The sequence below is a fragment of the Streptomyces sp. TRM70350 genome, assembly GCF_019219825.1.
In the GTDB taxonomy this organism is placed as follows: domain Bacteria; phylum Actinomycetota; class Actinomycetes; order Streptomycetales; family Streptomycetaceae; genus Streptomyces.
The window spans coordinates 111,886-135,139 of the sequence record NZ_JAHUXH010000005.1 but is presented as its reverse complement, the minus strand read 5'-3'; the positions used below and the strand labels follow the sequence as shown (position 1 = coordinate 135,139).

Below are 23,254 nucleotides of genomic sequence, written 5' to 3'. Positions count from 1 at the left end.
GGCCGGGCCCCCGGCCGACCAGGAGTGATCGCGAAGTGATGAGGCGAGGCTTGAAGCGGTGAACGTGCTGGACATCCTGTTGCTGGTCGCCGCCGTCTGGTTCGCGATCGTGGGCTACCGCCAGGGCTTCGTCGTCGGCATCCTGTCGGTGATCGGCTTCCTGGGCGGCGGCCTCGTCGCCGTCTACACGCTGCCCGTCATCTGGGACGCGCTGACCGACAGCTCGGAGGTGAGCACGACCGCCGCCGTCGTCGCGGTCGTCGTCGTGATCGTCTGCGCCTCGGTCGGCCAGGCCCTGACGACCCACCTCGGCAACAAGCTGCGCCGGTACATCACCTGGTCCCCGGCCCGCGCCCTGGACGCCACCGGCGGCGCCCTCGTCAACGTCGTCGCCATGCTGCTGGTGGCGTGGCTGCTCGGCTCTCTGCTGGCCCAGACGACGATACCGACCATCGGCAAGGAGGTGCGCAACTCCAAGGTGCTGTTCGGCGTGGACCAGGTGCTGCCCGGGCAGGCCGACACGTGGTTCACCGACTTCTCCTCGGTGCTCAAGCAGAACGGTTTCCCGCAGGTCTTCAGCCCGTTCGCCAACGAGCCCATCACCGAGGTGCAGCCGCCCGACCCGGCCCTGGCCAACAGTCCCGTCGCCGCGCGCGCCCAGCGCTCCATCGTCAAGGTGATGGGCACCGCCCAGAGCTGCGGCAAGGTCCTGGAAGGCACCGGCTTCGTCTTCGGCGAGCGCCGCGTGATGACCAACGCGCACGTGGTGGGCGGCGTCGACGAACCCACCGTCCAGATAGGCGGGGAGGGCCGGCGGTACGACGCGACGGTCGTCCTGTACGACTGGCAGCGCGACATCGCCGTACTCGACGTACCCGACCTGGACGCGCCCGCCCTGAAGTTCGCCGCCGACGACGCGGCGAGGGGGGACAGCGCGATCGTCGCGGGCTTCCCGGAGAACGGCGCGTACGACGTGCGCTCCGCGCGCGTGCGGGGGCGCATCGAGGCCAGCGGCCCGGACATCTACCACCGGGGCACCGTCAGCCGCGATGTCTACTCGCTGTACGCGACCGTCCGCCAGGGCAACTCCGGCGGTCCGCTGCTGACGCCCGAGGGCGAGGTCTACGGTGTCGTCTTCGCGAAGTCCCGCGACGACGCCGAGACGGGGTACGCGCTGACCGTGGACGAGATCCGCGAGGACATCACCAAGGGCCGTACAGCGAGCCAGCAGGTGGACAGCGACAGCTGCGCGCTCTAGCGAGCGTCACCCGCGAGGGTGACGCAGCCGTACCGAGACCCAGCGGGCCCGGCGGCGCAGAATGCGCGGGATGCCCACCCTCGGGTCGGTGCCCGCCAGTTGCGGGGTGCCCCGGCGGTGGGTGCCCGGGCCGTTGCCCGAGCGGCGAGTGCGTGCTGCGTCACTGTAGTCGTGCGTCCAGCCCATACCCCGACGTGTGCCCCCGCCCCAAGGTCCATAACCGCCTCCGAGGCGGCCAATTGGCCTATGCGCCAGGCATTTGGCAGTTCGTAGGACAGGCGTACCGCTCCGCATGCGGGCGCATCGGCTCGCCGACCGGACGGGGCGCGGGCTTTCGGCCGGACGGCCCGGTTCGGCGGCTCGGTTCAGCGGTCCGGTTCGGGGTCCTTCAGCCAGCTGATCAGCTCGTTGGAGAACGCGGCAGGGTCCTCTTCGTGCGGGAAGTGGCCGAGGCCGTCGAACAGGCGCCAGCGGTACGGGGCTTCGACGTACTCGCCGGACCCGGCCGCGCTGCGGGTGCGCATCACCGGATCGAGGGAGCCGTGCAGATGCAGGGTCGGCACGCGGACGGGGCGTTTCATCCGGCGGTTGAACTGGATGCCGTCGGGGCGGGCCAGGGAGCGGACCAGCCAGCGGTACGGCTCGATCGAGCAGTGCGCCGTCGACGGGATGCACATCGCGCGGCGGTACGTCGCCACCGCGTCGTCCTCCGGCAGCCGCGGCCCGGACCAGTCCCGGATCAGCCGCCCGACCAGCGCCCCCTCGTCCGCGACGAGCTGCCGCTCCGGGACCCACGGCCGCTGGAACCCCCAGATGTACGAACTCGCCGCCGTCTGCCGCACGTCGGAGAGCATCGCCGATCGCCAGCGCCGGGGGTGCGGCATCGACGCCACCACCAGACGGCGTACCAGCTTCGGCCGCATCACGGCCGCCGTCCACGCCAGATAGCCGCCGAGGTCGTGCCCGACCAGCGCCGCGTCCGGCTCGCCGAGCGAGCGGACCACGCCGGTGATGTCGAGGGCGAGGTTGGCCGGGTCGTACCCCCGGGGCGTGCGGTCGCTGCCGCCGACACCCCTGAGGTCCATGGCGACGGCCCGGAACCCGGCGTCGGCGAGCGCGACCAGTTGGTGCCGCCAGGCCCACCAGAACTGCGGAAAGCCGTGCACCAGCATCACCAGCGGTCCGTCGCCCAGCTCCGCGATGTGGAAGCGCGCGCCGTTCGCCGCCACATCCCGGTGCGTCCAGGGGCCTTCGGGCCGGATGACCGAGCCGGGCTGCGCCGAAGGGGTGTCGGGTTCCGTCATGACGACGAGCGTGCCACAGCCTCGATGGCCTCGGGCGCGCGGTCCCGGGGCAGCTCGGGCAGCTCCGGCCGCGCGGGGCGCGGATGCGGCTTGGCCTTCTGCAGTACGCCCGCCGTCTCCTTCACCGACGCGGCCACCTTCTGCGGGCCCTTGCCCTTCTTGGCCTTCTTGGCGAACACCACGCCGATCAGGGCCAGGACGAGGGCGATCAGGACGTTCGCCGCGAAGGACAGCAGGAAGCAGAGCGCGAGGTTCCAGTCGGTCCAGGTGTGGATGCCGTAGGCCAGGGCGAAGTTGAGCATCGGGAGGGAGAACAGGAGCAGCACACCGGCCGCGATGAACGCGCCGCCACTCGTCGCACCGCGCTTGACGTCCCGCCTCAGCTGGGCCTTGGCCAGCGCGATCTCGTCGTGCACCAGCGCCGACATCTCGGCCGTCGCGGAGGCGAACAGCTGGCCGATACTGCGTTCGGCGCCGACCGGGCTGCCGTCGGGTGCGCTCATCGCGGTCTCCCTCTTCTGCGTACGGGTCCGTCTGTGACTGACTGTGCACGGTCCCGTCTTTTGTACCGTCCCGTCAGATCATGCCGGACCGTCGCCCTCATCGCCTGCCCCGCCGCCCACTTCGGCAAGCTCGGTCGCCCTGACTTTGGCGAGCCGACGGTGTTCGGCGGCCTTACGGTCGTAGATCTCCGCCATCCGCAGGTGGTACGCCGGGTCGTGCTCCTCGTAGATGTCCGGGATGCCGTCGAGGTCCTCGTCGCGCTCCTCGGCCTCGCACAGCCTGCGGTACTTGGTGTTCCGTATCTTCAGCATCACCGTCGCGACCAGCGCCGCTATCAGTGAACCGGTCAGTACGGCGGCCTTGATCTCTTCGGTCAGCACCGCGTCGCCCTCGAAGGCCAGTTCGCCGATGAGCAGCGAGACGGTGAAGCCGATGCCGGCGAGCGAGGCGACGGCGAAGACGTCCGGCCAGGCGAGGTCCTCGCTGAGCGAGGCCCGGGTGAAGCGGGCGGTCAGCCAGGTGCCGCCGAAGATGCCGAGCGTCTTGCCGACGACGAGGCCGAGGACCACACCCAGCGTCTCCGGCTTGGTGAACACGTCCCCCAGGAGGCCGCCGGAGACCGAGACGCCCGCGCTGAACAGGGCGAACAGCGGTACGGCGAGGCCCGCGGACACGGGGCGCACAAGGTGCTCGATGTGCTCGCCGGGGGAGTGCTTCTCACCCTTGTGGGTGGTGCAGCGCAGCATCAGGCCCATGGCGACGCCCGCGATGGTGGCGTGCACGCCGCTGTTGTACATCAGCGCCCAGATCACCAGCGCCAGCGGGACGTACAGGTACCAGCCGCGGACGCCCTTGCGCAGCAGCAGCCAGAAGACGCCGAGGCCCACAACGGCGCCGCCGAGGGCGGCGAAGTTGATCGAGCTGGTGAAGAAGACCGCGATGATCATGATCGCGAACAGGTCGTCCACGACGGCGAGCGTCAGCAGGAAGGCGCGCAGGGCGCTCGGCAGCGACGTACCGATGACCGCGAGCACGGCGAGCGCGAAGGCGATGTCCGTGGCGGTGGGCACCGCCCAGCCCGCCAGGGAACCGCCGCCGAGGCCGGCGGTGAGGCTGTAGACCAGCGCCGGTACGGCCATGCCGCACAGCGCGGCGACCACCGGCAGGACGGCCGCCTTGGGGTCGCGCAGATCGCCGGCGACCAGCTCACGCTTGAGCTCGATACCGGCGACGAAGAAGAAGATCGCGAGCAGACCGTCGGCGGCCCAGTGCGCGATGGAGAGGTCGAGGCCGAGGGCGGCCGGGCCTATGTGGAAGTGGGAGACGGTCTCGTAGCTGTCCTGCAGGATGGGTATGTTCGCCCAGATCAGCGCGATGACCGCGGCTATCAGCAGCAGCACACCGCCGACCGTCTCGGTGCGCAACGCGTCCGCGACGAAGGTCCGCTCGGGCAGGGACAGGCGTGCGAAGGCCTTACGTGCGGGGTTGGGCGCGGTCAAGGGAAGACCTCCGGTCGGTGGGCAGCACAAATGACATGCCGACCAGACTTCCCGGCGCACCTTTGGAGCATTATGGCATTGTTGACGCGTTCCTTACCTTACCTAAGATGCGGCGGGCCGGTCAGGTGATCTTCACGTTACGCGCAAAAGGGGCCCCCGGCGCGCCTGTCGCGTCCTTCGCCGGGTGCCCCTTCCAGCCGGGCTCAGTCCTCGCTGGGCGCCGCCGGGAGCTTCGCCTGGATGAGGTCCATGACCGTGGAGTCGGTGAGCGTGGTCACGTCACCCAGCTGGCGGTTCTCCGCGACGTCCCGCAGCAGGCGGCGCATGATCTTGCCGGAGCGGGTCTTCGGCAGCTCCGCCACCGGCAGGATCCGCTTCGGCTTGGCGATCGGGCCCAGCGCGGCGCCGACGTGGCTCCGGAGCTCGCCGACCAGGTCCTCGGTCTCCGCCGCCGTACCGCGCAGGATCACGAAGGCGACGATCGCCTGCCCGGTCGTCTCGTCCGCCGCGCCCACCACGGCCGCCTCGGCGACGGAGGGGTGGGAGACGAGGGCGGACTCGACCTCGGTGGTGGAGATGTTGTGGCCGGAGACGAGCATGACGTCGTCGACGCGGCCGAGCAGCCAGATGTCGCCGTCGTCGTCCTTCTTGGCGCCGTCACCGGCGAAGTACTTGCCCTCGAACCGCGACCAGTACGTGTCGATGAACCGCTGGTCGTCGCCCCAGATCGTGCGCAGCATCGACGGCCACGGCTCGGTGAGGACCAGGTAGCCACCGCCGCCGTTGGGCACCTCGTTCGCCTCGTCGTCGACGACCGTCGCGGAGATGCCGGGCAGCGGCGTCTGCGCCGAGCCGGGCTTGGTCTCGGTGACGCCGGGCAGCGGAGAGATCATCATCGCGCCGGTCTCGGTCTGCCACCAGGTGTCCACGATGGGGGTGCGGTCGGAGCCGATGTGCTTGCGGTACCAGATCCAGGCCTCGGGGTTGATCGGCTCACCGACCGAGCCCAGGATGCGCAGGCTGGAGAGGTCGAACTTCGCGGGGATGTCGTCGCCCCACTTCATGAACGTACGAATCGCGGTGGGCGCGGTGTAGAGAATCGTGATCTTGTACTTCTGCACGATCTCCCAGAAGCGGCCCTGGTGCGGGGTGTCCGGGGTGCCCTCGTACATCACCTGGGTGGCGCCGTTGGCGAGCGGCCCGTAGACGATGTAGGAGTGCCCGGTCACCCAGCCGACGTCGGCCGTGCACCAGTACACATCGGTCTCCGGCTTCAGGTCGAACACCGCGTGGTGGGTGTACGACGCCTGGGTGAGGTAGCCGCCGGAGGTGTGCAGGATGCCCTTCGGCTTGCCCGTCGTACCGGAGGTGTAGAGGATGAACAGCGGGTGCTCCGCCTCGAACGCCTCCGGCGTGTGCTCGGCGGACTGCCGGTCCACGAGGTCGTGCCACCACACGTCCCGGCCCTCGGTCCAGGCGACGTCCTGGCCGGTGCGGCGGACGACGAGGACGTGCTCGACGTTGCCCGCCTTCTCCACCGCCTCGTCCACGGCCGGTTTGAGGGCGGAGGGCTTGCCCCGCCGGTAGCCGCCGTCGGAGGTGATGACGACGCGTGCGTCGGCGTCCTGGATGCGGGTCGCCAGCGCGTCCGCCGAGAAGCCGCCGAAGACCACGGAGTGCGCGGCGCCGATCCGGGCGCAGGCCAGCATCGCGACCGCGGCCTCCGGGATCATCGGCATGTAGACGGCGACCCGGTCGCCCTTCCGGACTCCCAGCTCCAGCAGGGCGTTGGCGGCCTTGGAGACCTCGTCCTTGAGCTCGGCGTAGGTGATGGCGCGGCTGTCGCCGGGCTCGCCCTCGAAGTGGATGGCCACGCGGTCGCCGTGTCCGGCCTCGACATGCCGGTCCACGCAGTTGTACGCGACGTTGAGCTCGCCGTCCTTGAACCACTTGGCGAACGGCGGGTTCGACCAGTCCAGCGTCTCGGTCGGCTCCTTGGCCCAGGTCAGCCGCCGGGCCTGCTCGGCCCAGAAGCCGAGCCTGTCAGCCTTGGCCTGTTCATACGCCTCCGCCGTGACATTGGCGTTGGCGGCCAGGTCGGCGGGGGGCGCGAACCTGCGCTCTTCTTTGAGCAGGTTGGCCAGGCTCTCGTTGCTCACGACATCTCCCTCTCGAAGGGTGTCCGTTGTGTCCCAGGCCACAGCTCATCAGACCGGGTGGCCCGATGACAAGGGTCGACGGGATATTGGTTTAGACCTGTTGAGGGGCATGGTCACGGCATGCCCCTGGCGTGGCCAGGCCGACCCCGACCGCTTCCGACGCCTGGTCATTCCTTCCCACGGACGGCGCCGGAAGCCGGTTCAGCCCTGTTACGCCCCTCACACCCCGGGCTGGTTTCCCGGGGCCGAGGCAACGGTGGGCGACTGGGTGCCGCTCACGCGGACAGGTCCGCCGCACGGACGGTGTCGAACACGTGCTCGTCATCACTCTCCGTGAGGAGATACGACTGTGCCTCCCCGACGTGGAAGTACATCCCGTGCAGCTCCAACGCGCCCTCGCGCAGCGCCCGGGACACCGACTCGTGAGCGCGCAGGTGCTCCAGTTGCTGCACGACGTTGGTCAGGCACAGCTGCTCGACCACGTCGGCGGGCGGCCGCCCGGCCAGCCGGGGCCAGGGCCGGTTGTCGTCGGCCATGCGCTCCAGGCTGGGCAGCGCGTGCCGCAGCCACCGCCTGAGCGGGGTGCGCGCGCTGCCCGGCTCGGAGTTGAGCAGCGCCTGCATGGCTCCGCACCCGGAGTGACCGCACACCGTGATGGACCGCACCTTCAGTACGTCCACCGCGTACTCGATCGCCGCCGCCACCGAGTCGTCGCCGCTCTCCTCGCCGGGGCGTGGCACCAGGTTGCCGACGTTGCGCACCACGAACAGGTCGCCCGGACCACTGGAGGTGATCATCGAGGTGACCAGCCGGGAGTCGGCGCACGTGAGGAACAGCTGGACGGGACGCTGTCCCTCGCGGGCCAGGCGTGCGAGTTCGCCTCGGACCAGGGGGGCCGTGTTGCGCTGGAAGGCGCTGATGCCTCGGGCCAGTTGGTGGCTGGCTGGGGTGTTGATGGCGGTGGGGGGATTCGCGGGGTTGCGGGGGGAGCCGGTGGGGTTGTGGGGGGTGTCGGTGGGGTTCAGGTTGGGGTTGGGGCTGGCGATGGTGTCGGGGTTGTTGGGTTTGGGTTTGTTGGGGCTGCCAGTGCTGTTGGGGTTGTGGAAGCGGTGGGGGTTGTAGGAGCTGGCGGGATCGGGGGAGCCGGCGTCTGAGTCGTCGGCGGGGTGCCAGTTGGCGGAGTGGGGGGAGCCGTTGGGGCTGTGAGCGTTGCCCGAGTCGCCGGAGCTGTGCGGGCTGCCGGGAGTGGGCATGCCACGGGGGGTGCCGGGGCTGTCGGGCGTGCCGGGGGTGGGCATGCCGCCGGGGGTGCCGGGGCCGTCGGGCGTGCCGGGGGTGCCGATGCTGCCGGGGGTGCCGGGGCCGTCGGGCGTGCCGGGGGTGCCGATGCTGCCGGGGCTGCCGGAGCCGTCGGACGTGCCGGAGGTGGGCATGCCGCCGGACGTGCCCGAGTCGGTGGAGCCGTCCGGGCCGACAGGCCTGTACGAGCCCTGCGACCTTGCCGAGCCTTCGGGGTGCGGGGAGCCCTGGGAGCTTGCTGAACCCTCCGAGTGCGGGGAGCCCTGCGACCCTGCCGAGCCCCCCGAGTGCGGGGAGCCCTTCGAGGTCACCGTGCCCTTCGAGCCCGGCGAACTCTTCGCGTCCACCGCGCCCACCGCGACCTTCGAGCTCGCCGAATCCGTCGAGCCCTCGGCGCCGCCGGAACCGCCCGAATCCCCGCGCTGCCCCGCCGCACTCCCCGGCGTGGCGAACAGTGGCTGCTGCACCTCGCACTGGTGGTTGCGCCATGGCGTCCACGGGCTGCAGCGGCAACCGGCCGAGGCGTCCGGCTCGTTGACCCCGGTCTCCCCCTCGCGGCCGGGGAAGTCCATGGGCTCGGCGATGCGGACCCCGGCGCGGCGGCCGGTCAGCTCTACGGTGCCGCCCGTCGCGGTGTGCGTGTTCTGCCAGTCCTGCAGGGTCTCGTACGCCGCGTGGTCCATGAACGAGCCGTCCAACTCGACGACCACGTCGGCCCCTTGGGGGACGAGGTGCAGGGCACGGCTGAGCCGTGGCACCGCGAGGAACGTCAACTGTCCTCTTACCTGTACGTGATGGACTCCTTCCGTCACTTCATGGGTGATGCGGGTGCGGGTGAGGCGGTGCAGGGCGACGCCGACGGCCACGGCGATGCCCAGTGCCACGCCCTCCAGGACGCCGAGCAACACCACGCCGAGGGTGGTGACCACGTACACCAGCACCTCGCGGTGGCGGGTCACCGTGCGGATGTGGTTCAGGGACACCATCTGGATGCCGACGGCCATCACCAGGGCGGCGAGCGAGGCGAGCGGGATGAGCTCCAGGAACGGAACCATCAGCAGCGTGGCGATCACTACGAAAACGCCGTGCAGCATCGTGGAGTTCCGGCTCACGGCGCCCGCTTGCACATTCGCGGAACTGCGCACGGCCACACCCGCGACCGGCAGCCCGCCGAGTCCGCCGGAGACGATGTTGGCGGCGCCCTGCCCGAGCAGTTCGCGGTCCAGGTCGGAGCGGGGGACGCGGCCGGCGAGGTCGGGTCGGCCGGCGGCCAGTTTGTCGACGGCGACCGCGCCGAGCAGCGACTGCACGCTGCACACCAGCGTGGTGCTGAGCACGGCGGCGACGAGGCCCAGCACCGGGCCCTCGGGCAGTCCGGCCAGGGCGTGGCTGCTCCAGTTGGGCAGCTCGACCTTGGGCAGGGTGAGCCCGGCCAGCGAGGCGGCCGCGGTGGCCCCGGCGACGGCGACGAGCGCGGCCGGCGCCTTGCGCAGCAGGCGGCCCGCCCGGCCGGGCAGCCGGGGCCAGGCCAGCAGCAGGGCAAGCGTGAGCGCGCTCGTCGTGACGGCGGCCGGATGCAGGTCGGCGAGCTGGGCGGGCAGCGCGCGCAGATTGTCCAGGACGACGCTCTGCGGGGTGCCGCCGAGCACGATGTGCAACTGGGCGACGGCGATGGTGACGCCGATACCGGCCAGCATGCCGTGCACGATCGCCGGGCTGACGGCGAGCGCGGAGCGGGCCACGCGCAGACAGCCCAGGCCGAGTTGGGCGAGTCCGGCGAGGACGGTGATGGCGCATGTCGTACGCCATCCGTAGCGGTGGATGAGGTCGGCGGTGACGACCGTGAGGCCGGCCGCCGGGCCGCTCACCTGGAGCGGGGAGCCGCCGAGCCGCCCGACGACCAGGCCGCCCACCGCCGCGGCGACGAGCCCGGCCTGGAGCGGCGCGCCGGTGGCGAGGGCGATGCCCAGGGACAGCGGCAGCGCGATCAGGAAGACAGAGATGGAGGCCGACACATCGGCACCGGCGATATGGAACCGGCGACGCCGGGCCGGCGGCGGGCTGTGGGGTGGGTGGACCCGCTTCGGTCGATGCGGGTCGGGGGCTCGGGTAGGGACGCAGGCTGACATGTTTCCCGTCTCCTCCGGGGCAGCGCGGTCGCGGAACAAGTGGTTCCCCCGCCGTGGCGGGGTCGGGTCGCGGCCGTGGGTCACGGCGTGCAGCGGCGGGATCAGCAACTTTCAGTAAACGAATCGTAATGCAGAGTAAAGGCCAAGCATGGATTTTCCCGGCAAATGGGTTAATCAATCACTCCAGTGAGTGAAGTGCCCATTTCATCGGCTTGTCGTACTAATTCCTTCTCTGTCCCATGCGACCTTGGCGGCGCTGCCGACTCGTCGACTGGAGAAGGAAGGTGGGCGGAATGGCCGCCACCCAGAGGATCGCCGCGGGCGCCATGGGCGCCGCGGTCTGTGCCGTATCACTCGCCGGCTGCGGGACCGGCTCCGACAGTTCGGAGGGAGGGTCCTCCGGTCCGCAGGGTGCGCCGGCGCCGCCCAAGAGCGCGGTCCGGTTGATCGGGGACGGCTCCACCGCGTTCACCGGTGCGCAGCCTCATCTGCCCCGCCCCGAGCGGTTGAAGCCCGGTCAGCGACCGCCCCAGTTCGTGGTGTTCTCCTGGGACGGTGCCGGCGAGGACAGCCAGCGGCTGTTCTCCCATTTCCGCGAGGTGGCCAAGGCCAACAACGCCACCATGACGTACTTCCTCAGTGGCGTGTACCTGCTGCCTGAGGACAAACGCGGCCTGTACAAGCCGCCGCAGCACTCACCGGGCCGCTCCGACATCGGCTTCAACGACCGGCAGGGCATCGCCGACACCGTGAAGCAACTGCGGCTGGCGTGGCTGGAGGGCAACGAGATCGGCACCCACTTCAACGGCCACTTCTGCGGCAGCGGCGGTGGTGTCGGCGAGTGGTCGGTGGAGGAGTGGAAGGACGAGATCGCCCAGGCCAAGCAGTTCGTGAAGTCCTGGAAGACCAACAGCGGCCTGACGAACGCCGCCCCGCTGCCCTTCGACTACGACCGGGAACTGATCGGCGCCCGTACCCCCTGCCTGGAGGGCCAGGCCAACTTCCGCAAGGCCGCCCGGGAGCTGGGCTTCCGCTATGACACCAGTGGCGTGAACAACCAGGTCTGGCCCGGCAAGAAGGAGGGGCTGTGGGATCTGTCCATGCAGCTGGTGCCGTTCCCGGGGCACAACTACGAGCAGCTGACCATGGACTACAACTTCATGGTCAACCAGTCGGGCACCACCACCCAGGGTGACCCCAGCAAGTACGAGTACTGGGGCAACCAGATGCGCGACGGCCTGCTCCAGGGCTTCCGGCGGGCGTACGACGGCAACCGCGCACCCCTGATCATCGGTAACCACTTCGAGTCCTGGAACGGCGGCACCTACATGCGCGCCGTCGAGGAGGTCATCGAGCAGGTGTGCACCAAGCCCGAGGTGCGCTGCGTGTCCTTCCGCCAGCTCGTCGACTGGCTGGACGCCCAGGACCCGAAGATCCTCGCCAAGCTGCGCACCCTCAAGGTCGGCGAGGCCCCGAAGCAGGGCTGGGCATCCTTCCTGTCGGCCCGCCCCGCCCCGGCCCCCAAGGGCGCGCCCGGGGTTCCGGCGGACCGGCTGTAGGCGTCCTCAGGCGGGTTCGACGACGCCCTCGCGGAGTACGAAGTCGGGGTCGACCTGGGCGGCCAGGTCGGCCCCGTGCCGCTCGTTGGCCCAGGACTGGGCGTTCTTCAGGTGGAAGTGCACCATCTGGCGGGTGTAGCGCTCCCAGTCGCGTCGTTCGTACGTCGCGTCGGCGGTCGTCCGCAGCGTGTCCAGGGCGCGCCGGTTGACGTTCTCCAACTGGTCGAACCGGGGCGGCCGGCCCTTCTCCATGGCACGCACCCAGTCGGAGTGCCTGACCGTCACGAGCAGGTCGTCGCCGACTTCGGCGCGGAGGAAGTCGAGGTCGTCCTGGCCCTGCACCTTGTTGCCGACGACCTTCAGCTCGACGCCGAAGTCGCGGGCGTACTCCTTGTACTGGCGATAGACGGAGACCCCCTTCCGGGTCGGCTCGGCGACGAGGAACGTGATGTCGAAGCGGGTGAACATGCCCGAGGCGAAGGAGTCCGAGCCCGCCGTCATGTCCACCACGACGTACTCGTCGGGCCCGTCCACCAGATGGTTCAGGCACAGCTCCACCGCTCCGGTCTTGGAGTGGTAGCAGGCGACCCCGAGATCCGCGTCCGTGAAGGGGCCGGTGACCATCAAACGGACGGCCCCGCCGTCGAGTTCCACCGGCCGGGCGCAGGCGTCGTAGACCGGGTTGTCCTCGCGCACCCGCAGCAGCCGTGAGCCCTCGCCGGGCGGCGTCGTCTTGATCATCGACTCGGCGGAGCCGATGCGCGGGTTGGTGCCGCGCAGGTAGTCCTTGATCAGTGCCAGCCGGTCACCCATCGCGGGCAGCCCGGCGGCCTCCGCCTCGTCGAGGCCGAGCGCGGCTCCGAGGTGCTGGTTGATGTCCGCGTCGATCGCGATGACCGGGGCCCCGGCGGCCGCCAGATGGCGGATGAACAAAGAGGACAGGGTGGTCTTTCCACTGCCGCCCTTGCCAACGAAAGCAATTTTCATGTTCATCAAGCGTAGTGGCGCGTCGGGCATGTGGAGCGGTGATGCGTGAAGAAGACCACTCCTTAGTGGGGTTTCCTCGGGGGGTGCGTAGTGTCGTACTCATGAGTACGACAGGCGCGACCGCCGATCCGCTCGCCGCCCTGGGCTCGCTGCCCGGTGTGGCCGACTCCGTGGAGTCCGTACGCAAGGCCGTGGACCGGGTCTACGGGCACCGGATCATGCGTCGGCGCAGCAACGAGATCACGTCCGAGGCGGCGCTGCGCGGAGCCCGTGGCTCCGGCGCGCTGGCCGGTGCGGACTGGGCCCTCGAAGAGGTGCGCCGGCGTACCGACTTCCGTGGCGACGACGAGGCCCGGGTGATGGGCGCGGCGCTGCGGCTGACCGCCGAGGCGGGGCAACTGCTGTCCATCTGGCGGCAGTCGCCGCTACGGGTGCTGGCCCGGCTGCACCTGGTGGCGGCCGCGGACAAGGCCGATCAGGTGGGACGGCCCCGGCAGCAGGGTGAGCCGGTCGACGAGCCGCTGGTCGAACAGCCGCTGCCGAGCGCGGCCGAGGTGTCCGGGCGCCTGGAGGGGCTGTCCGAGCTGATCATCGCGGGGAGTTCGGCGCCCGCGCTGGTCACGGCCGCCGTCGTGCACGGTGAGCTGCTCGCGCTGCGCCCCTTCGTCTCGCACAACGGTTTGGTCGCACGCACGGCCGAGAGGATCGTCCTGGTCGGCAGCGGCCTTGATCCGAAGTCGGTCTGCCCGGCTGAGGTGGGACACGCCGAGCTGGGCCGCGCGGCCTATCTGGCGGCGTTCGAGGGCTATCTCTCCGGCAGTCCCGAGGGCATGGCCGCGTGGATCGCGCACTGCGGCCGGGCGGTCGAACTGGGTGCGCGCGAGTCGACGGCGGTGTGCGAGGCGCTCCAGCGCGGGGCGGCGTAAAGGGTCCCCGAACAGGGTTGCGGCGGTACGAGTTCTCGTACCGCCGCTGGCATGCCCACCGGGTTACCAAGCGTCCTCGATATGTCGCCCATCAGGTCGGGATCTTTGCCCGTCACCTGGTGCGGCTGGCCCGTAATCGACGGGTCGACGTCGCGTGGGTGCCCGGTGTTCATGCTCGGTCCGTGGGGCCAATTGCGTTTAAAAGGTGATCCTCTCGGATGTCCTTGGTCTCGCGGGCCGTTGTCTCCTTTGTACTCCAGGTGAGGGGCAAGCGGAAGTGCTCGCCCCGCTTCTTTACTTTTGCCTTCAAAGGTGTATTGGACGGGCGCGGGGATCCCGCAGCCGCTCGGGCGGGGACGAAGCGGCAGGTCAGGCGGTGGCCGTCCGGCGTCGGCTGGCGTACCAGACCAGGCCGGCCGTGGCCGCCGCGGCACCTATGGCGGCCGCCGCGACCAGAGCTGGACGCGGCGGTACGGAGAACGCGGGCAGTCGCTGCTTGAGTCTGACCGGGCGGTGGAAATCGAGAATCGGCCACCCGCGCGCGAGTGCCTCGCGGCGCAGTGCGCGGTCGGGATTCACCGCGTGCGGATTTCCCACCGACTCCAGCATCGGAAGGTCCGTCGCCGAGTCGCTGTAGGCGTAGCAGAGTGAAAGGTCGTATCCCTCGGACTCGGCCAGCTCCCGGATCGCCTCCGCCTTCGTGGGGCCGTAGGCGTAGTACTCCACCTCGCCCGTGTAGCAGCCGTCGTCGCCCACGACCATCCGGGTGGCGACCACGCGGTCGGCGCCGAGCAGCTCGCCGATCGGCTCGACCACCTCGGCGCCCGACGTGGACACGATCACCACATCGCGTCCGGCGGTGTGGTGCTCCTCGATGAGGGAGGCGGCCTCGTCGTAGATGATCGGGTCGATGATGTCGTGCAGCGTCTCGGCGACGATCTCCTTGACCTGCTGGACGTTCCAGCCGCGCACGAGCCTGGACAGGTACGCGCGCGTGCGCTCCATCTGGTCGTGGTCCATGCCGCCCACGAGGAAGACGAACTGGGCATATGCGGTACGCAAGGCGGCCCGGCGGTTGATCAGACCGCCCTGATAGAACGACTTGCTGAAGGTGAGCGTGCTCGACTTCGCAATGACCGTCTTGTCCAGGTCAAAGAAGGCGGCTGTGCGGGGCAACGAGTGGTTTTCCACGACCCTGAGCATAGGGGCAGCCCATTCGGCGTAAGGTGGGGCGCGTGGGTTTGCCTGAGAGGGCTCTCGGGTACACCATGGAAGTCACGGATCGTTCGCGACCGTGCTAACCCGGTCCGACTCCTCCCCCCCCGAGTCGGCCGTGGGGACGACCCCCGCTCTCCCCCCCGGCGGGGGTCGTCGCATGTCCAGGTGGGTTTTCCCCTTCTCCCCGCGGCCACGGAGCCGCATCGAGGCGGCTGCGGCCGCCTCTTTCGCACGCCCGCGGTCCGTCACCGAGCGTAGTCGTCGGACTGCTCTGCGGAAGTCGCACAGGAGGTGGTGCAGGGGTCACCGGTATGGGTGACGGCGATATTCACAACCATCGAGTTGTCCACAGTTATCGACCAAGATCCACACGTTTTTCGGGATCGCTGCACCGTGATTCCTGCGCGGCCCGCTCGCGGCGAGTTCCTGGCCGGTTGCGATTGACGGGCGCGCATGGCCGGAATCCGTCGGCCGCTCATATGGAGGCCGGTTGCCGGTTCTTCACATGGGTGCGAATCGCGGGGCCGTAGGGGCTGCGCGAGCGCAGCGGACAAGCGAAGGGGGAAGCAAACCGTGGCCGGAACCGTCACACACGATCCGCCGTCCGCCGCCGGAGGGCGGCAGAGCCGACCGCTGATCGTCACCGAGGACGCCGAACTGCTCGACGACCTGCTGCGCCTGTGCGCGGCAGCCGGAGCCACACCGGAGGTCCACCCCAGCGTGCCGGACCGCAGCGGAGGCTGGGAGGCCGCGCCGCTGGTCCTGGTCGGGGACGACGCCGCGCGACGCGTCCGCGGGGCCGCGCGCAGACGAGGGGTGGTGCTGGTCGGCCGGGACCAGGACGACCCCGGGATGTGGAAGCGAGCCGTCCAGATCGGCGCCGACCACGTCCTGATGCTGCCGGACGGCGAGCAGTGGCTGGTCGACCGGATCGCCGATGTCGCCGAGGGCGTCGGCCGGCCCGCGCTCACCGTCGGCGTGATCGGCGGCCGGGGCGGCGCGGGAGCGTCCACGCTGGCCTGCGCGCTCGCCGTCACTTCCGCGCGCGAGGGGCTGCGCACCCTGCTGGTGGACGCCGATCCGCTGGGCGGCGGTCTCGACGTCCTCCTCGGCGGCGAAAGTGCCGAGGGCCTGCGCTGGCCCGCCTTCGCCGCGTCACGCGGCCGGGTCGGCAGCGGTGCCCTGGAGGAGTCCCTGCCCCAGCTGCACTCCCTGCGGGTGCTCAGCTGGGACCGCGGCGACTGCGTCGCCATCCCGCCGCAGGCCGTACGGGCGGTACTGGCCGCGGCCCGGCGCCGGGGCGGCACGGTCGTGGTCGACCTGCCGCGCCGGATCGACGACGGGACCGCCGAGGCCCTCGCCCAGCTGGACATCGGGCTCCTCGTGGTCCCCGCCGAGCTGCGCGCGGTCGCGGCGGCCGGGCGGGTGGCGTCCGCGGTCGGCATGGTCCTGCGCGATCTGCGGCTGGCGGTACGCGGGCCGTACGCGCCCGGCCTCGACGACCGCGAGGTGGCCCGGCTGCTCGGCCTGCCGCTGGCCGGTGAGGTACCCGTCGAGGCCGGTCTGCTGCGCCCGGCCGAGGGCAAGGCACCGCCCGGTGCGGGCGCGCGGGGTCCACTGGCCCGGTTCTGCAAGGAGTTCTGGGAGCGGGCGCTGGTCGAGGCGGGTGCGGCATGAACACCATCGCGGGGCCCCTGCTGGACGGCGTGCGGCAGTGGCTGGCCGAGAGCGGCGCCGAGCCCACACCCGCGCGCGTGGCCCAGGCACTGCGGGAGCAGGGGCGGGTGCTGGGTGACGCCGAAGTCCTGCGCACGGCCGAGCGGTTGCGGTCCGAGCTGGTCGGCAGCGGCCCCCTGGAGCCGCTGCTCGCCGATCCGTCGGTGACCGACGTGCTGGTCTCGGCGCCGGACCGGGTGTGGGTGGACCGGGGCGGCGGACTGGAGCTGACGTCCGTGTCCTTCCCGGACGCGGCGGCCGTACGACGTCTCGCGCAGCGCCTGGCCGCGGTGGCCGGGCGGCGCCTGGACGACGCCCGGCCATGGGTCGACGCCCGGCTGCCGGACGGGACGCGACTGCACGCGGTGCTGCCGCCGGTCGCCGTCGGGTGTACGTGCCTGTCGCTTCGAGTGGTCCGCCCGCGCGCGTTCACCCTCGACGAGCTCGTGGCGGCCGGCACGGTGCCGCCGGGCGGGGACCGGGTGCTGCGCGCGCTGCTGCGGGCGCGGTTGTCCTTCCTGATCAGCGGGGGCACGGGCACCGGCAAGACGACGTTGCTGAGCGCGCTGCTCGGGTTGGTCGGGCCGGACGAGCGGATCGTGCTCGCGGAGGACTCGGCGGAGCTGCGGCCCGACCATCCGCATGTGGTGCGCCTGGAGGCCCGGCCCGCCAACCAGGAGGGCGCCGGGCTCGTGACGCTGGAGGACCTGGTCCGGCAGGCGCTGCGGATGCGGCCCGACCGGCTGGTGGTCGGTGAGGTCCGCGGGGCCGAAGTGGTGTACCTGCTGGCCGCGTTGAACACCGGCCACGAGGGCGGCTGCGGGACCGTCCACGCCAACGCCGCCGCGGACGTCCCCGCCCGCCTGGAGGCCCTCGGCACCGCGGCCGGGCTCGACCGGGCCGCCCTGCACAGCCAGTTGGCGGCGGCGCTGTCGGTCGTCCTGCACCTGGTGCGGGACCGGAACGGGCGGCGGCGGATCGCGGAGGTGCATGTGCTGGAGCGGGACGCCTCGGGGCTGGTGCGGACGGTGCCCGCCCTGCGGTGGGACACGGAGGCGTTTGCGCGAGAGCGGGGGTGGGGGCGGTTGCGGGGGCTGCTCTGTGGTGGGGGCGGGCCCGGGCCCGCGGAGGACGAGGGCCGACTGCGGCGTGGCAGGAACGAGAGCGAGTGGTGAGCGGCATGGGTGAGATGGCGATGAGCGCGGCCCTGGTGTGCGCCGAGGCGGCCGCGTGGCTGATGGGCGGGTGGCACTCGGGAGCGCGGCGGGCGCAACTGCTGCTGGCCGGAGGCGGGGTGGTGGGCAGTGGGCCTCCCGTGTGGCGGCGGTGGGCCGGTTGGCTGCGGTGGATCCGTGGGCGGCTGCGGGTCGAGTGGTGGGCGCCGGTCGCCGGGCTGGTGCTCGGGGTGATGGGGGCGTCGGTGCTGCCGGTCGTCGCGGGGGCGGCCGGGGTGCCGGTGCTGCGGCGGGTGCGGCTGGCCGGGGAGGCGCGGCGGACGGGGGAGCGGCGAGGCGACGCGGTGATCGCGCTGTGCTCGGCGCTCGCCGGGGAAGTGCGGGCCGGACGGCAGCCGGGCGAGGCCCTGCTGCGGGCCGCGCTGGACTCCGGAGGGCTCGGTGACGCGCAGGCGCCGGTGCTGGCGGCGGCGCGGTTCGGCGGGGACGTGCCGGGGGCGCTCGCGGTGGCGGCACGGCAGCCGGGGGCCGACGGGCTGCTGGGGCTCGCGGCGTGCTGGCGGGTCGCGGTCGACCGGGGCGCGGGTCTCGCGGCCGGGCTCGACCGGCTGGAGGCCGCCCTGCGGGCGGAGCGGGACCAACGTGCCGAGTTCCGGGCCCAGTTGGCCGGCTCTCGCTCCACGGCCGTGATGCTCGCCGCACTGCCGGCCCTCGGCGTCCTCCTCGGCACCGCGTTCGGCGCCGACCCGCTGCACGTGCTGCTGCACACCGGCGCGGGACTGGGCTGCCTGCTGGCGGGCGCGGTGCTGGAGGGCGTGGGGCTGTGGTGGGCGCTGCGGATCGTGAGGGGAGCCGAGGCGGCATGAGCGCGGAAGTTTTCCACAGGCTGGGGGTGGCCCTGGGGGTTGTGCTCGCCCTGGCGTGGGTCATGCGGTGGGCGGTGGGCGTACGGCGGGAACGCCAGGTGCGGAGGCGGCTGGCCGCGTTGCTGGACCGTGAAGCCGACGCCAAGCCGCCCCGCTTCGAGGCCGCGGGCGTCGTACGGCGGTGGTGGCCGACGGTCGCCGTGGTCGGCGCCGGTTGGGTGCTGGTCGGCGGAGTCCTGGGTGTCGTCGTGGGCGTGATCGCCGCGGCCGGGGTGTGGCGGTGGCGTCAGCGGCAGACGGCGGCGGTCGCCGAGGGTGACGCCTTCGACCCGCGCGAGGCGGCCCGGCAGCTGCCGCTCGCCGCCGATCTCGTAGCCGCCTGCATCACGGCGGGTGCCGGTCCGGTGATCGCCGCGCAGGCCGTGGGCGAGGCGCTCGGTGGCCCGGTCGGGGCGGCGCTGGCGCGCGGGGCCGCGGAGGTGCGGCTCGGCGGCGAACCGGCGGAGGCCTGGCGCGGGTTGGCCGCGACACCGGGCGCCGATGCCCTGGCCCGGCTGCTGGAGCGGGCCGACGTGTCCGGGCTCCCCGCGGCCGCACCGGTCGCGCGGATCGCCGCGGACGCCCGCGCCGACTGGGCCCGCAGCGCGACGGCACGGGCACGGCGAGCGGCCGTCCTGGTCACCGCGCCGGTGGGCCTGTGCTTCCTGCCTGCCTTCATCGCGGTCGGGGTGCTGCCCGTGGTGATCGGTCTGGCGGGTGGGGTGTTGGGAGGGGGTGGCGGATGAGGGGCGGGTGAGCATGCGTGCGAGAGCAACTGGCGTACGGCAAACGGTCTTTGGTGAACGGCCTCTGATCGGCAAACAGCTCTTGATTCGAGAAACAGATTTTGATCGACGAACAGCGTTGATCACGGAACGGCTCTGGATCGAAGGAACGGAACCTCACGGGGGTTGAGATGTGCAAGGCGGTACGAGCACGCGCGCGTGCTCTGGTGTGGCGGATGCGCGGCATGCGGAGGGAGGCCGGGATGGTCACCTCCGAGTACGCGGTGGGGATCGTCGCGGCGGCGGCCTTCGCGGTGCTGCTCTACAAGGTCGTGACGAGCGGGCAGGTCAGCGCGGAGCTGCAGAGCATCGTCAAGGAGGCCCTCAATGCGCGGATGTGAGTGGCGAGGGCGGGGCGCGGACGGGGGGTTCGTGACGGCGGAGGCGGCGCTGGTGCTGCCCGTGCTGGTGATGTTCGCGATGGGGCTGGTCTGGGGGCTGCTCGTGGTCGCCGCGCAGATCCAGTGTGTGGACGCGGCCCGGACGGGCGCCCGCGCGGCGGCCCGGCAGGACCCGCACGACGCGGTCGTCGCGGTGACCCGCGAGGTGGCACCACGCGGGGCGAAGGTCACCATCAGCCGGGAGGGCGGCCGGGTCCGGGTCGTGGTCGTCGCCAAGGCGCCGGGGGTGGGTCGGCTGTCGTACGAGCTGCGGGAGGAGGCCGTCGCGGTCGCGGAGGAGACGGTGGCGGACAGGACGGTGGCGGACGGGACGGTGGCGGAAGGGAGGACGGTCGGCGAGCAGGCGGTGGCGGACGGGACGGCCGCCGAGGAGACGGTGGCGAAGGGGACGGCCGGTCAGGAGACAGCGGAGGTGCGCAGATGAGGGGCGGTGACAGGGACCGGGGGTCCGCCACCGTCTGGAGCGTCGGTGTGATCGCCGTCCTGTGTGCCGTGTTCGGCGTCCTGCTCGCCCTGGGGCAGGCCGCCGTGACCCGGCACCGCGCGGCCGGCGCCGCGGACCTCGCGGCGCTCGCTGCGGCGGACCACTGGGCGGAGGGCACCGAGGCGGCCTGCGCCCGGGCCGAACGGGTGGCGCGGGCCCAGGACACGCGGCTTGTGCGGTGCGCGATGGTGGGCGAGATCTCCGACGTGACAGCGGCGTCGAGAACGGGGCCGTTCACGGTGGAGGTCAGGTCGCGGGCGGGCCCTGCGGAGGCGGTGGCGCCGGTTCCTCCTGCGGCTCCTCCGGTTCCGTCGGTGCCGGTTCCTTCCGCGGCTCCACCGGGTCCGCCTGGGGCGCCGGTTCCTCCCGCGGCCCCACCGGATCCGCCTGGGGCGCCGGTTCCTCCCGAGGCCCCACCGGGGCCACCGGCTTCTCCTCCGGCGCCCCCCGCAGCAGCACCGTAAGGAGCCGCACAGCCCCCCGCTTGTGCAGCGGATCGTTGCCGTTGCCGCACTTGGGGGACTGGATGCAGGACGGGCAGCCGCTGTCGCACTCGCAGGAGGCGATGGCCTGGCGGGTGGCGGTGAGCCAGGCGTGGGCGGTGTGGAAGGCACGTTCCGCGAAGCCCGCGCCGCCGGGGTGGCCGTCGTAGACGAAGACCGTCGGGAGCAGCGTGTCGGGATGCAGCGGGATCGACACGCCGCCGATGTCCCAGCGGTCGCAGGTGGCGAAGAGGGGCAGCATGCCGATCGACGCGTGCTCGGCGGCGTGCAGGGCGCCGCCGAGGATCTCCGGGCTGATGCGGGCCTCGTCCAGCTGGTCCTCGGTGACCGTCCACCACACCGCGCGCGTGCGGAGCGTTCGAGGAGGGAGGTCGAGTTTGGTCTCGCCCAGCACCTCGCCGGTGATGAGGCGGCGGCGGAGGAAGGAGACGACCTGGTTGGTCACCTCGACGGAGCCGTAGCAGAGGCGGCCCCGGCCCCAGGGGACCTCGATGTCCGTCTCCAGGACGGAGATCGTCGTGGTGTCGCGGGCCACCGTGGAGTACGGCGGGTTCGCCTCCTCGACCAGGGCGACCGAGTCGTCCAGGTCGAGGGAGCGCACGAGGTACGTGCGGCCCTGGTGGAGATGGACCGCGCCCTCGTGGACGCTCGTGTGCGCGGCGCCCGCGTCGACCGTGCCCAGCAGGCGGCCGGTGCCGGCCTCGACGATCTGGACCGGCCTGCCGCCCGCGCCCCGGATGTCGGCCAGGTCGGCGGCCCGCTCCCGGCGCGTCCAGTGCCAGGCCTTCGTACGGCGGCGCAGCAGCTTCGCGGCCTCCAGCTGCGGGAGCAGCTCCGCGGACGCCGGGCCGAACAGCTCCAGGTCGTCCTCGACCAGCGGAAGTTCCTCGGCCGCCGCGCACAGGTGGGGCGCGAGGACGTACGGGTTGTCGGGGTCGAGGACGGTGGATTCCACCGGTTGGTCGAACAGGGCCTCCGGATGGTGCACCAGGAAGGTGTCCAGCGGATCGTCGCGGGCCACCAGGACGGCCAGCGCGCCCTGCCCGGAGCGACCGGCCCGGCCCGCCTGCTGCCACAGGGACGCACGCGTGCCCGGGTATCCGGAGATCACGACCGCGTCCAGGCCGGAGACGTCGACGCCGAGCTCCAGGGCGGTGGTGGCGGCCAGCGCGAGCAGCTCGCCGGAGTGGAGGGCGCGTTCCAGGGCGCGGCGCTCCTCGGGGAGGTAGCCGCCCCGGTAGGCCGCGACACGCCGGGACAGCGAGCGGTCGATCTCCGCGAGCCGCTCCTGGGCGATCACGGAGATCAGCTCGGCGCCGCGCCGGGAGCGCACGAAGGCGACCGAGCGGACGCCTTGGAGGGTGAGGTCGGTGAGCAGGTCGGCGGTCTCGGCGGTGGCGGTACGGCGGACCGGGGCGCCCTTCTCGCCCCGCAGCTCGGTGAGCGGGGGCTCCCAGAGGGCGAAGACCAGCTCCCCGCGCGGTGAGGCGTCGTCGGCGACCTCCACGACCGGCAGGCCGGTGAGGCGGCGCGCGGCCACGGCCGGCTCGGCGGCGGTCGCGGAGGCCAGCAGGAAGACCGGGGAGGAGCCGTAGCGGGCGCACAGGCGGCGCAGGCGGCGCAGTACCTGGGCGACGTGCGAGCCGAAGACGCCGCGGTAGGTGTGGCACTCGTCGATGACGACGTACTTCAGCGCCTTCAGGAAGGAGGCCCAGCGGGGGTGGGACGGCAATATGCCGCGGTGCAGCATGTCGGGGTTTGTCAAGACGTACGTGGCGTACTGGCGGATCCACTCGCGTTCCTCGAACGGGGTGTCGCCGTCGTACACGGCCGGCCGTACCGCGTGGCCCAGGGGATGTGAAAGTTCCTTCACGGCTCGGCACTGGTCGGCTGCAAGGGCCTTGGTGGGGGCCAGGTACAGGGCGGTGGCGCCGCGGCCGTTGGGGGCCTCGGCGCCGTCCAGGAGCGTGGAGAAGACCGGAACCAGGTACGCCAGGGACTTGCCGGACGCCGTGCCCGTGGCGACGACCACCGACTGACCGTCCAGGGCGTGTTCGGCGGCTCGCGCCTGGTGGGCCCAGGGGTGTTCGATGCCCGCGGCCCGCACCGCGGCGATGACCTCGGATCGGATCCGGTGCGGCCAGACTGCATGCCGACCCGCGCGCGGGGGCAAGTGCTCCGTATGAGTGATGCGCGAAGCCCTGTTCGGTCCCGCGGTGAGCCGGTCCAGGACCGTGCCCGGCGCGGGGCGGGATGCGGTGTCCGTCGGGGATCGATCGGATCGGTGATTCTTGGCCATCGGCACCGAGTGTGTCACTGGCGTGACGGACAATGGGTCCAAGGCGTCGTGCACGCCTGCCGGTAAGTGATTGAATGCCATCGCGGCTGGCGAACCGTCCAGGGGGATCTGCCGAGATGTCCCAAGGACGACCGCTCGATAGCA

At 71.8% G+C, this 23,254-nt stretch carries 17 protein-coding genes and 2 pseudogenes; 10 read left to right on the top strand and 9 right to left on the bottom strand.

Annotated features, from left to right (window positions below):
• Positions 1-58 precede the first annotated feature (58 nt).
• Positions 59-1,258, top strand: coding sequence for a MarP family serine protease (locus KWI83_RS10280; RefSeq protein WP_218514006.1), 1,200 nt, complete (start codon positions 59-61; stop codon positions 1,256-1,258).
• Positions 1,259-1,264: 6 nt separating this feature from the next.
• Here KWI83_RS10280 and KWI83_RS38265 read toward each other — a convergent pair whose 3' ends face one another.
• The 6 genes from KWI83_RS38265 to KWI83_RS38260 form a co-directional block, all read right to left on the bottom strand.
• Positions 1,265-1,444 (bottom strand): hypothetical protein, encoded by a 180-nt coding sequence (locus tag KWI83_RS38265; protein ID WP_256362045.1) that lies wholly within the window; start codon positions 1,442-1,444, stop codon positions 1,265-1,267.
• A gap of 179 nt (positions 1,445-1,623) precedes the next feature.
• Complete coding sequence (locus KWI83_RS10275) at positions 1,624-2,562, bottom strand: alpha/beta fold hydrolase (RefSeq protein ID WP_218514005.1); 939 nt, start codon at positions 2,560-2,562, stop codon at positions 1,624-1,626.
• A complete protein-coding gene (locus KWI83_RS10270; RefSeq protein WP_218514004.1) occupies positions 2,559-3,065 on the bottom strand; it encodes a phage holin family protein in 507 nt (168 codons plus the stop codon). The genes KWI83_RS10275 and KWI83_RS10270 overlap by 4 nt, the downstream gene beginning before the upstream one ends.
• Positions 3,066-3,143: 78 nt before the next feature.
• The gene (nhaA, locus tag KWI83_RS10265; RefSeq protein WP_218514003.1) at positions 3,144-4,565 is read right to left on the bottom strand and encodes a Na+/H+ antiporter NhaA; all 1,422 of its coding nucleotides are present in this window, start codon (positions 4,563-4,565) and stop codon (positions 3,144-3,146) included.
• A gap of 203 nt (positions 4,566-4,768) precedes the next feature.
• A complete protein-coding gene (gene acs / locus KWI83_RS10260; RefSeq protein WP_218514002.1) occupies positions 4,769-6,724 on the bottom strand; it encodes an acetate--CoA ligase in 1,956 nt (651 codons plus the stop codon).
• A gap of 275 nt (positions 6,725-6,999) precedes the next feature.
• Positions 7,000-10,152 carry a SulP family inorganic anion transporter gene (locus KWI83_RS38260; RefSeq protein ID WP_256362044.1) on the bottom strand — a complete coding sequence of 1,051 codons (3,153 nt, stop codon included), beginning with the start codon at positions 10,150-10,152 and terminating at the stop codon, positions 7,000-7,002.
• 293 nt (positions 10,153-10,445) lie between these two features.
• Here KWI83_RS38260 and KWI83_RS10245 point away from each other — a divergent pair, with 293 nt between their 5' ends.
• The gene (locus KWI83_RS10245; protein ID WP_218514001.1) at positions 10,446-11,711 is read left to right on the top strand and encodes a hypothetical protein; all 1,266 of its coding nucleotides are present in this window, start codon (positions 10,446-10,448) and stop codon (positions 11,709-11,711) included.
• Between the two features lie 6 nt (positions 11,712-11,717).
• On the opposite strand, the gene KWI83_RS10240 is transcribed toward KWI83_RS10245, so the two are convergent.
• Positions 11,718-12,698: an ATP-binding protein gene (locus KWI83_RS10240; RefSeq protein WP_218514000.1), complete on the bottom strand. Its 981-nt coding sequence runs from the start codon at positions 12,696-12,698 to the stop codon at positions 11,718-11,720.
• 101 nt (positions 12,699-12,799) lie between these two features.
• Here KWI83_RS10240 and KWI83_RS10235 point away from each other — a divergent pair, with 101 nt between their 5' ends.
• Complete coding sequence (locus KWI83_RS10235; RefSeq protein WP_218513999.1) at positions 12,800-13,624, top strand: Fic family protein; 825 nt, start codon at positions 12,800-12,802, stop codon at positions 13,622-13,624.
• 369 nt (positions 13,625-13,993) lie between these two features.
• Here the strand turns inward: KWI83_RS10235 and KWI83_RS10230 are convergent, their stop codons facing one another.
• Positions 13,994-14,827, bottom strand: coding sequence for an HAD family phosphatase (locus KWI83_RS10230; RefSeq protein WP_218513998.1), 834 nt, complete (start codon positions 14,825-14,827; stop codon positions 13,994-13,996).
• 588 nt (positions 14,828-15,415) lie between these two features.
• Here KWI83_RS10230 and ssd point away from each other — a divergent pair.
• The 7 genes and pseudogenes from ssd to KWI83_RS10195 all read left to right on the top strand — a co-directional run.
• Positions 15,416-16,519 carry a septum site-determining protein Ssd gene (gene ssd / locus KWI83_RS10225; protein WP_218513997.1) on the top strand — a complete coding sequence of 368 codons (1,104 nt, stop codon included), beginning with the start codon at positions 15,416-15,418 and terminating at the stop codon, positions 16,517-16,519.
• Complete coding sequence (locus KWI83_RS10220; RefSeq protein ID WP_218513996.1) at positions 16,516-17,733, top strand: TadA family conjugal transfer-associated ATPase; 1,218 nt, start codon at positions 16,516-16,518, stop codon at positions 17,731-17,733. The genes ssd and KWI83_RS10220 overlap by 4 nt, the downstream gene beginning before the upstream one ends.
• Positions 17,734-17,738: 5 nt before the next feature.
• The gene (locus KWI83_RS10215) at positions 17,739-18,599 is read left to right on the top strand and encodes a type II secretion system F family protein (protein WP_256362043.1); all 861 of its coding nucleotides are present in this window, start codon (positions 17,739-17,741) and stop codon (positions 18,597-18,599) included.
• Entirely contained in the window at positions 18,596-19,384 is a 789-nt protein-coding gene (locus KWI83_RS10210; protein WP_218513995.1) for a type II secretion system F family protein, read from the top strand. Before KWI83_RS10215 ends, KWI83_RS10210 begins: the two co-directional genes overlap by 4 nt.
• 170 nt (positions 19,385-19,554) lie before the next feature.
• Positions 19,555-19,764 (top strand): DUF4244 domain-containing protein, encoded by a 210-nt coding sequence (locus KWI83_RS10205; protein WP_218513994.1) that lies wholly within the window; start codon positions 19,555-19,557, stop codon positions 19,762-19,764.
• Positions 19,751-20,110, top strand: a pseudogene (locus KWI83_RS10200) (TadE family type IV pilus minor pilin); the annotation flags it as partial. The gene KWI83_RS10205 and the pseudogene KWI83_RS10200, both read left to right, overlap by 14 nt.
• Before the next feature lie 134 nt (positions 20,111-20,244).
• A pseudogene (locus KWI83_RS10195) lies at positions 20,245-20,520 on the top strand (Rv3654c family TadE-like protein); the annotation flags it as partial.
• 34 nt (positions 20,521-20,554) lie between these two features.
• Here KWI83_RS10195 and KWI83_RS10190 read toward each other — a convergent pair.
• Positions 20,555-23,191 (bottom strand): DEAD/DEAH box helicase, encoded by a 2,637-nt coding sequence (locus tag KWI83_RS10190; RefSeq protein ID WP_256362042.1) that lies wholly within the window; start codon positions 23,189-23,191, stop codon positions 20,555-20,557.
• Between the last annotated feature and the right edge of the window lie 63 nt (positions 23,192-23,254).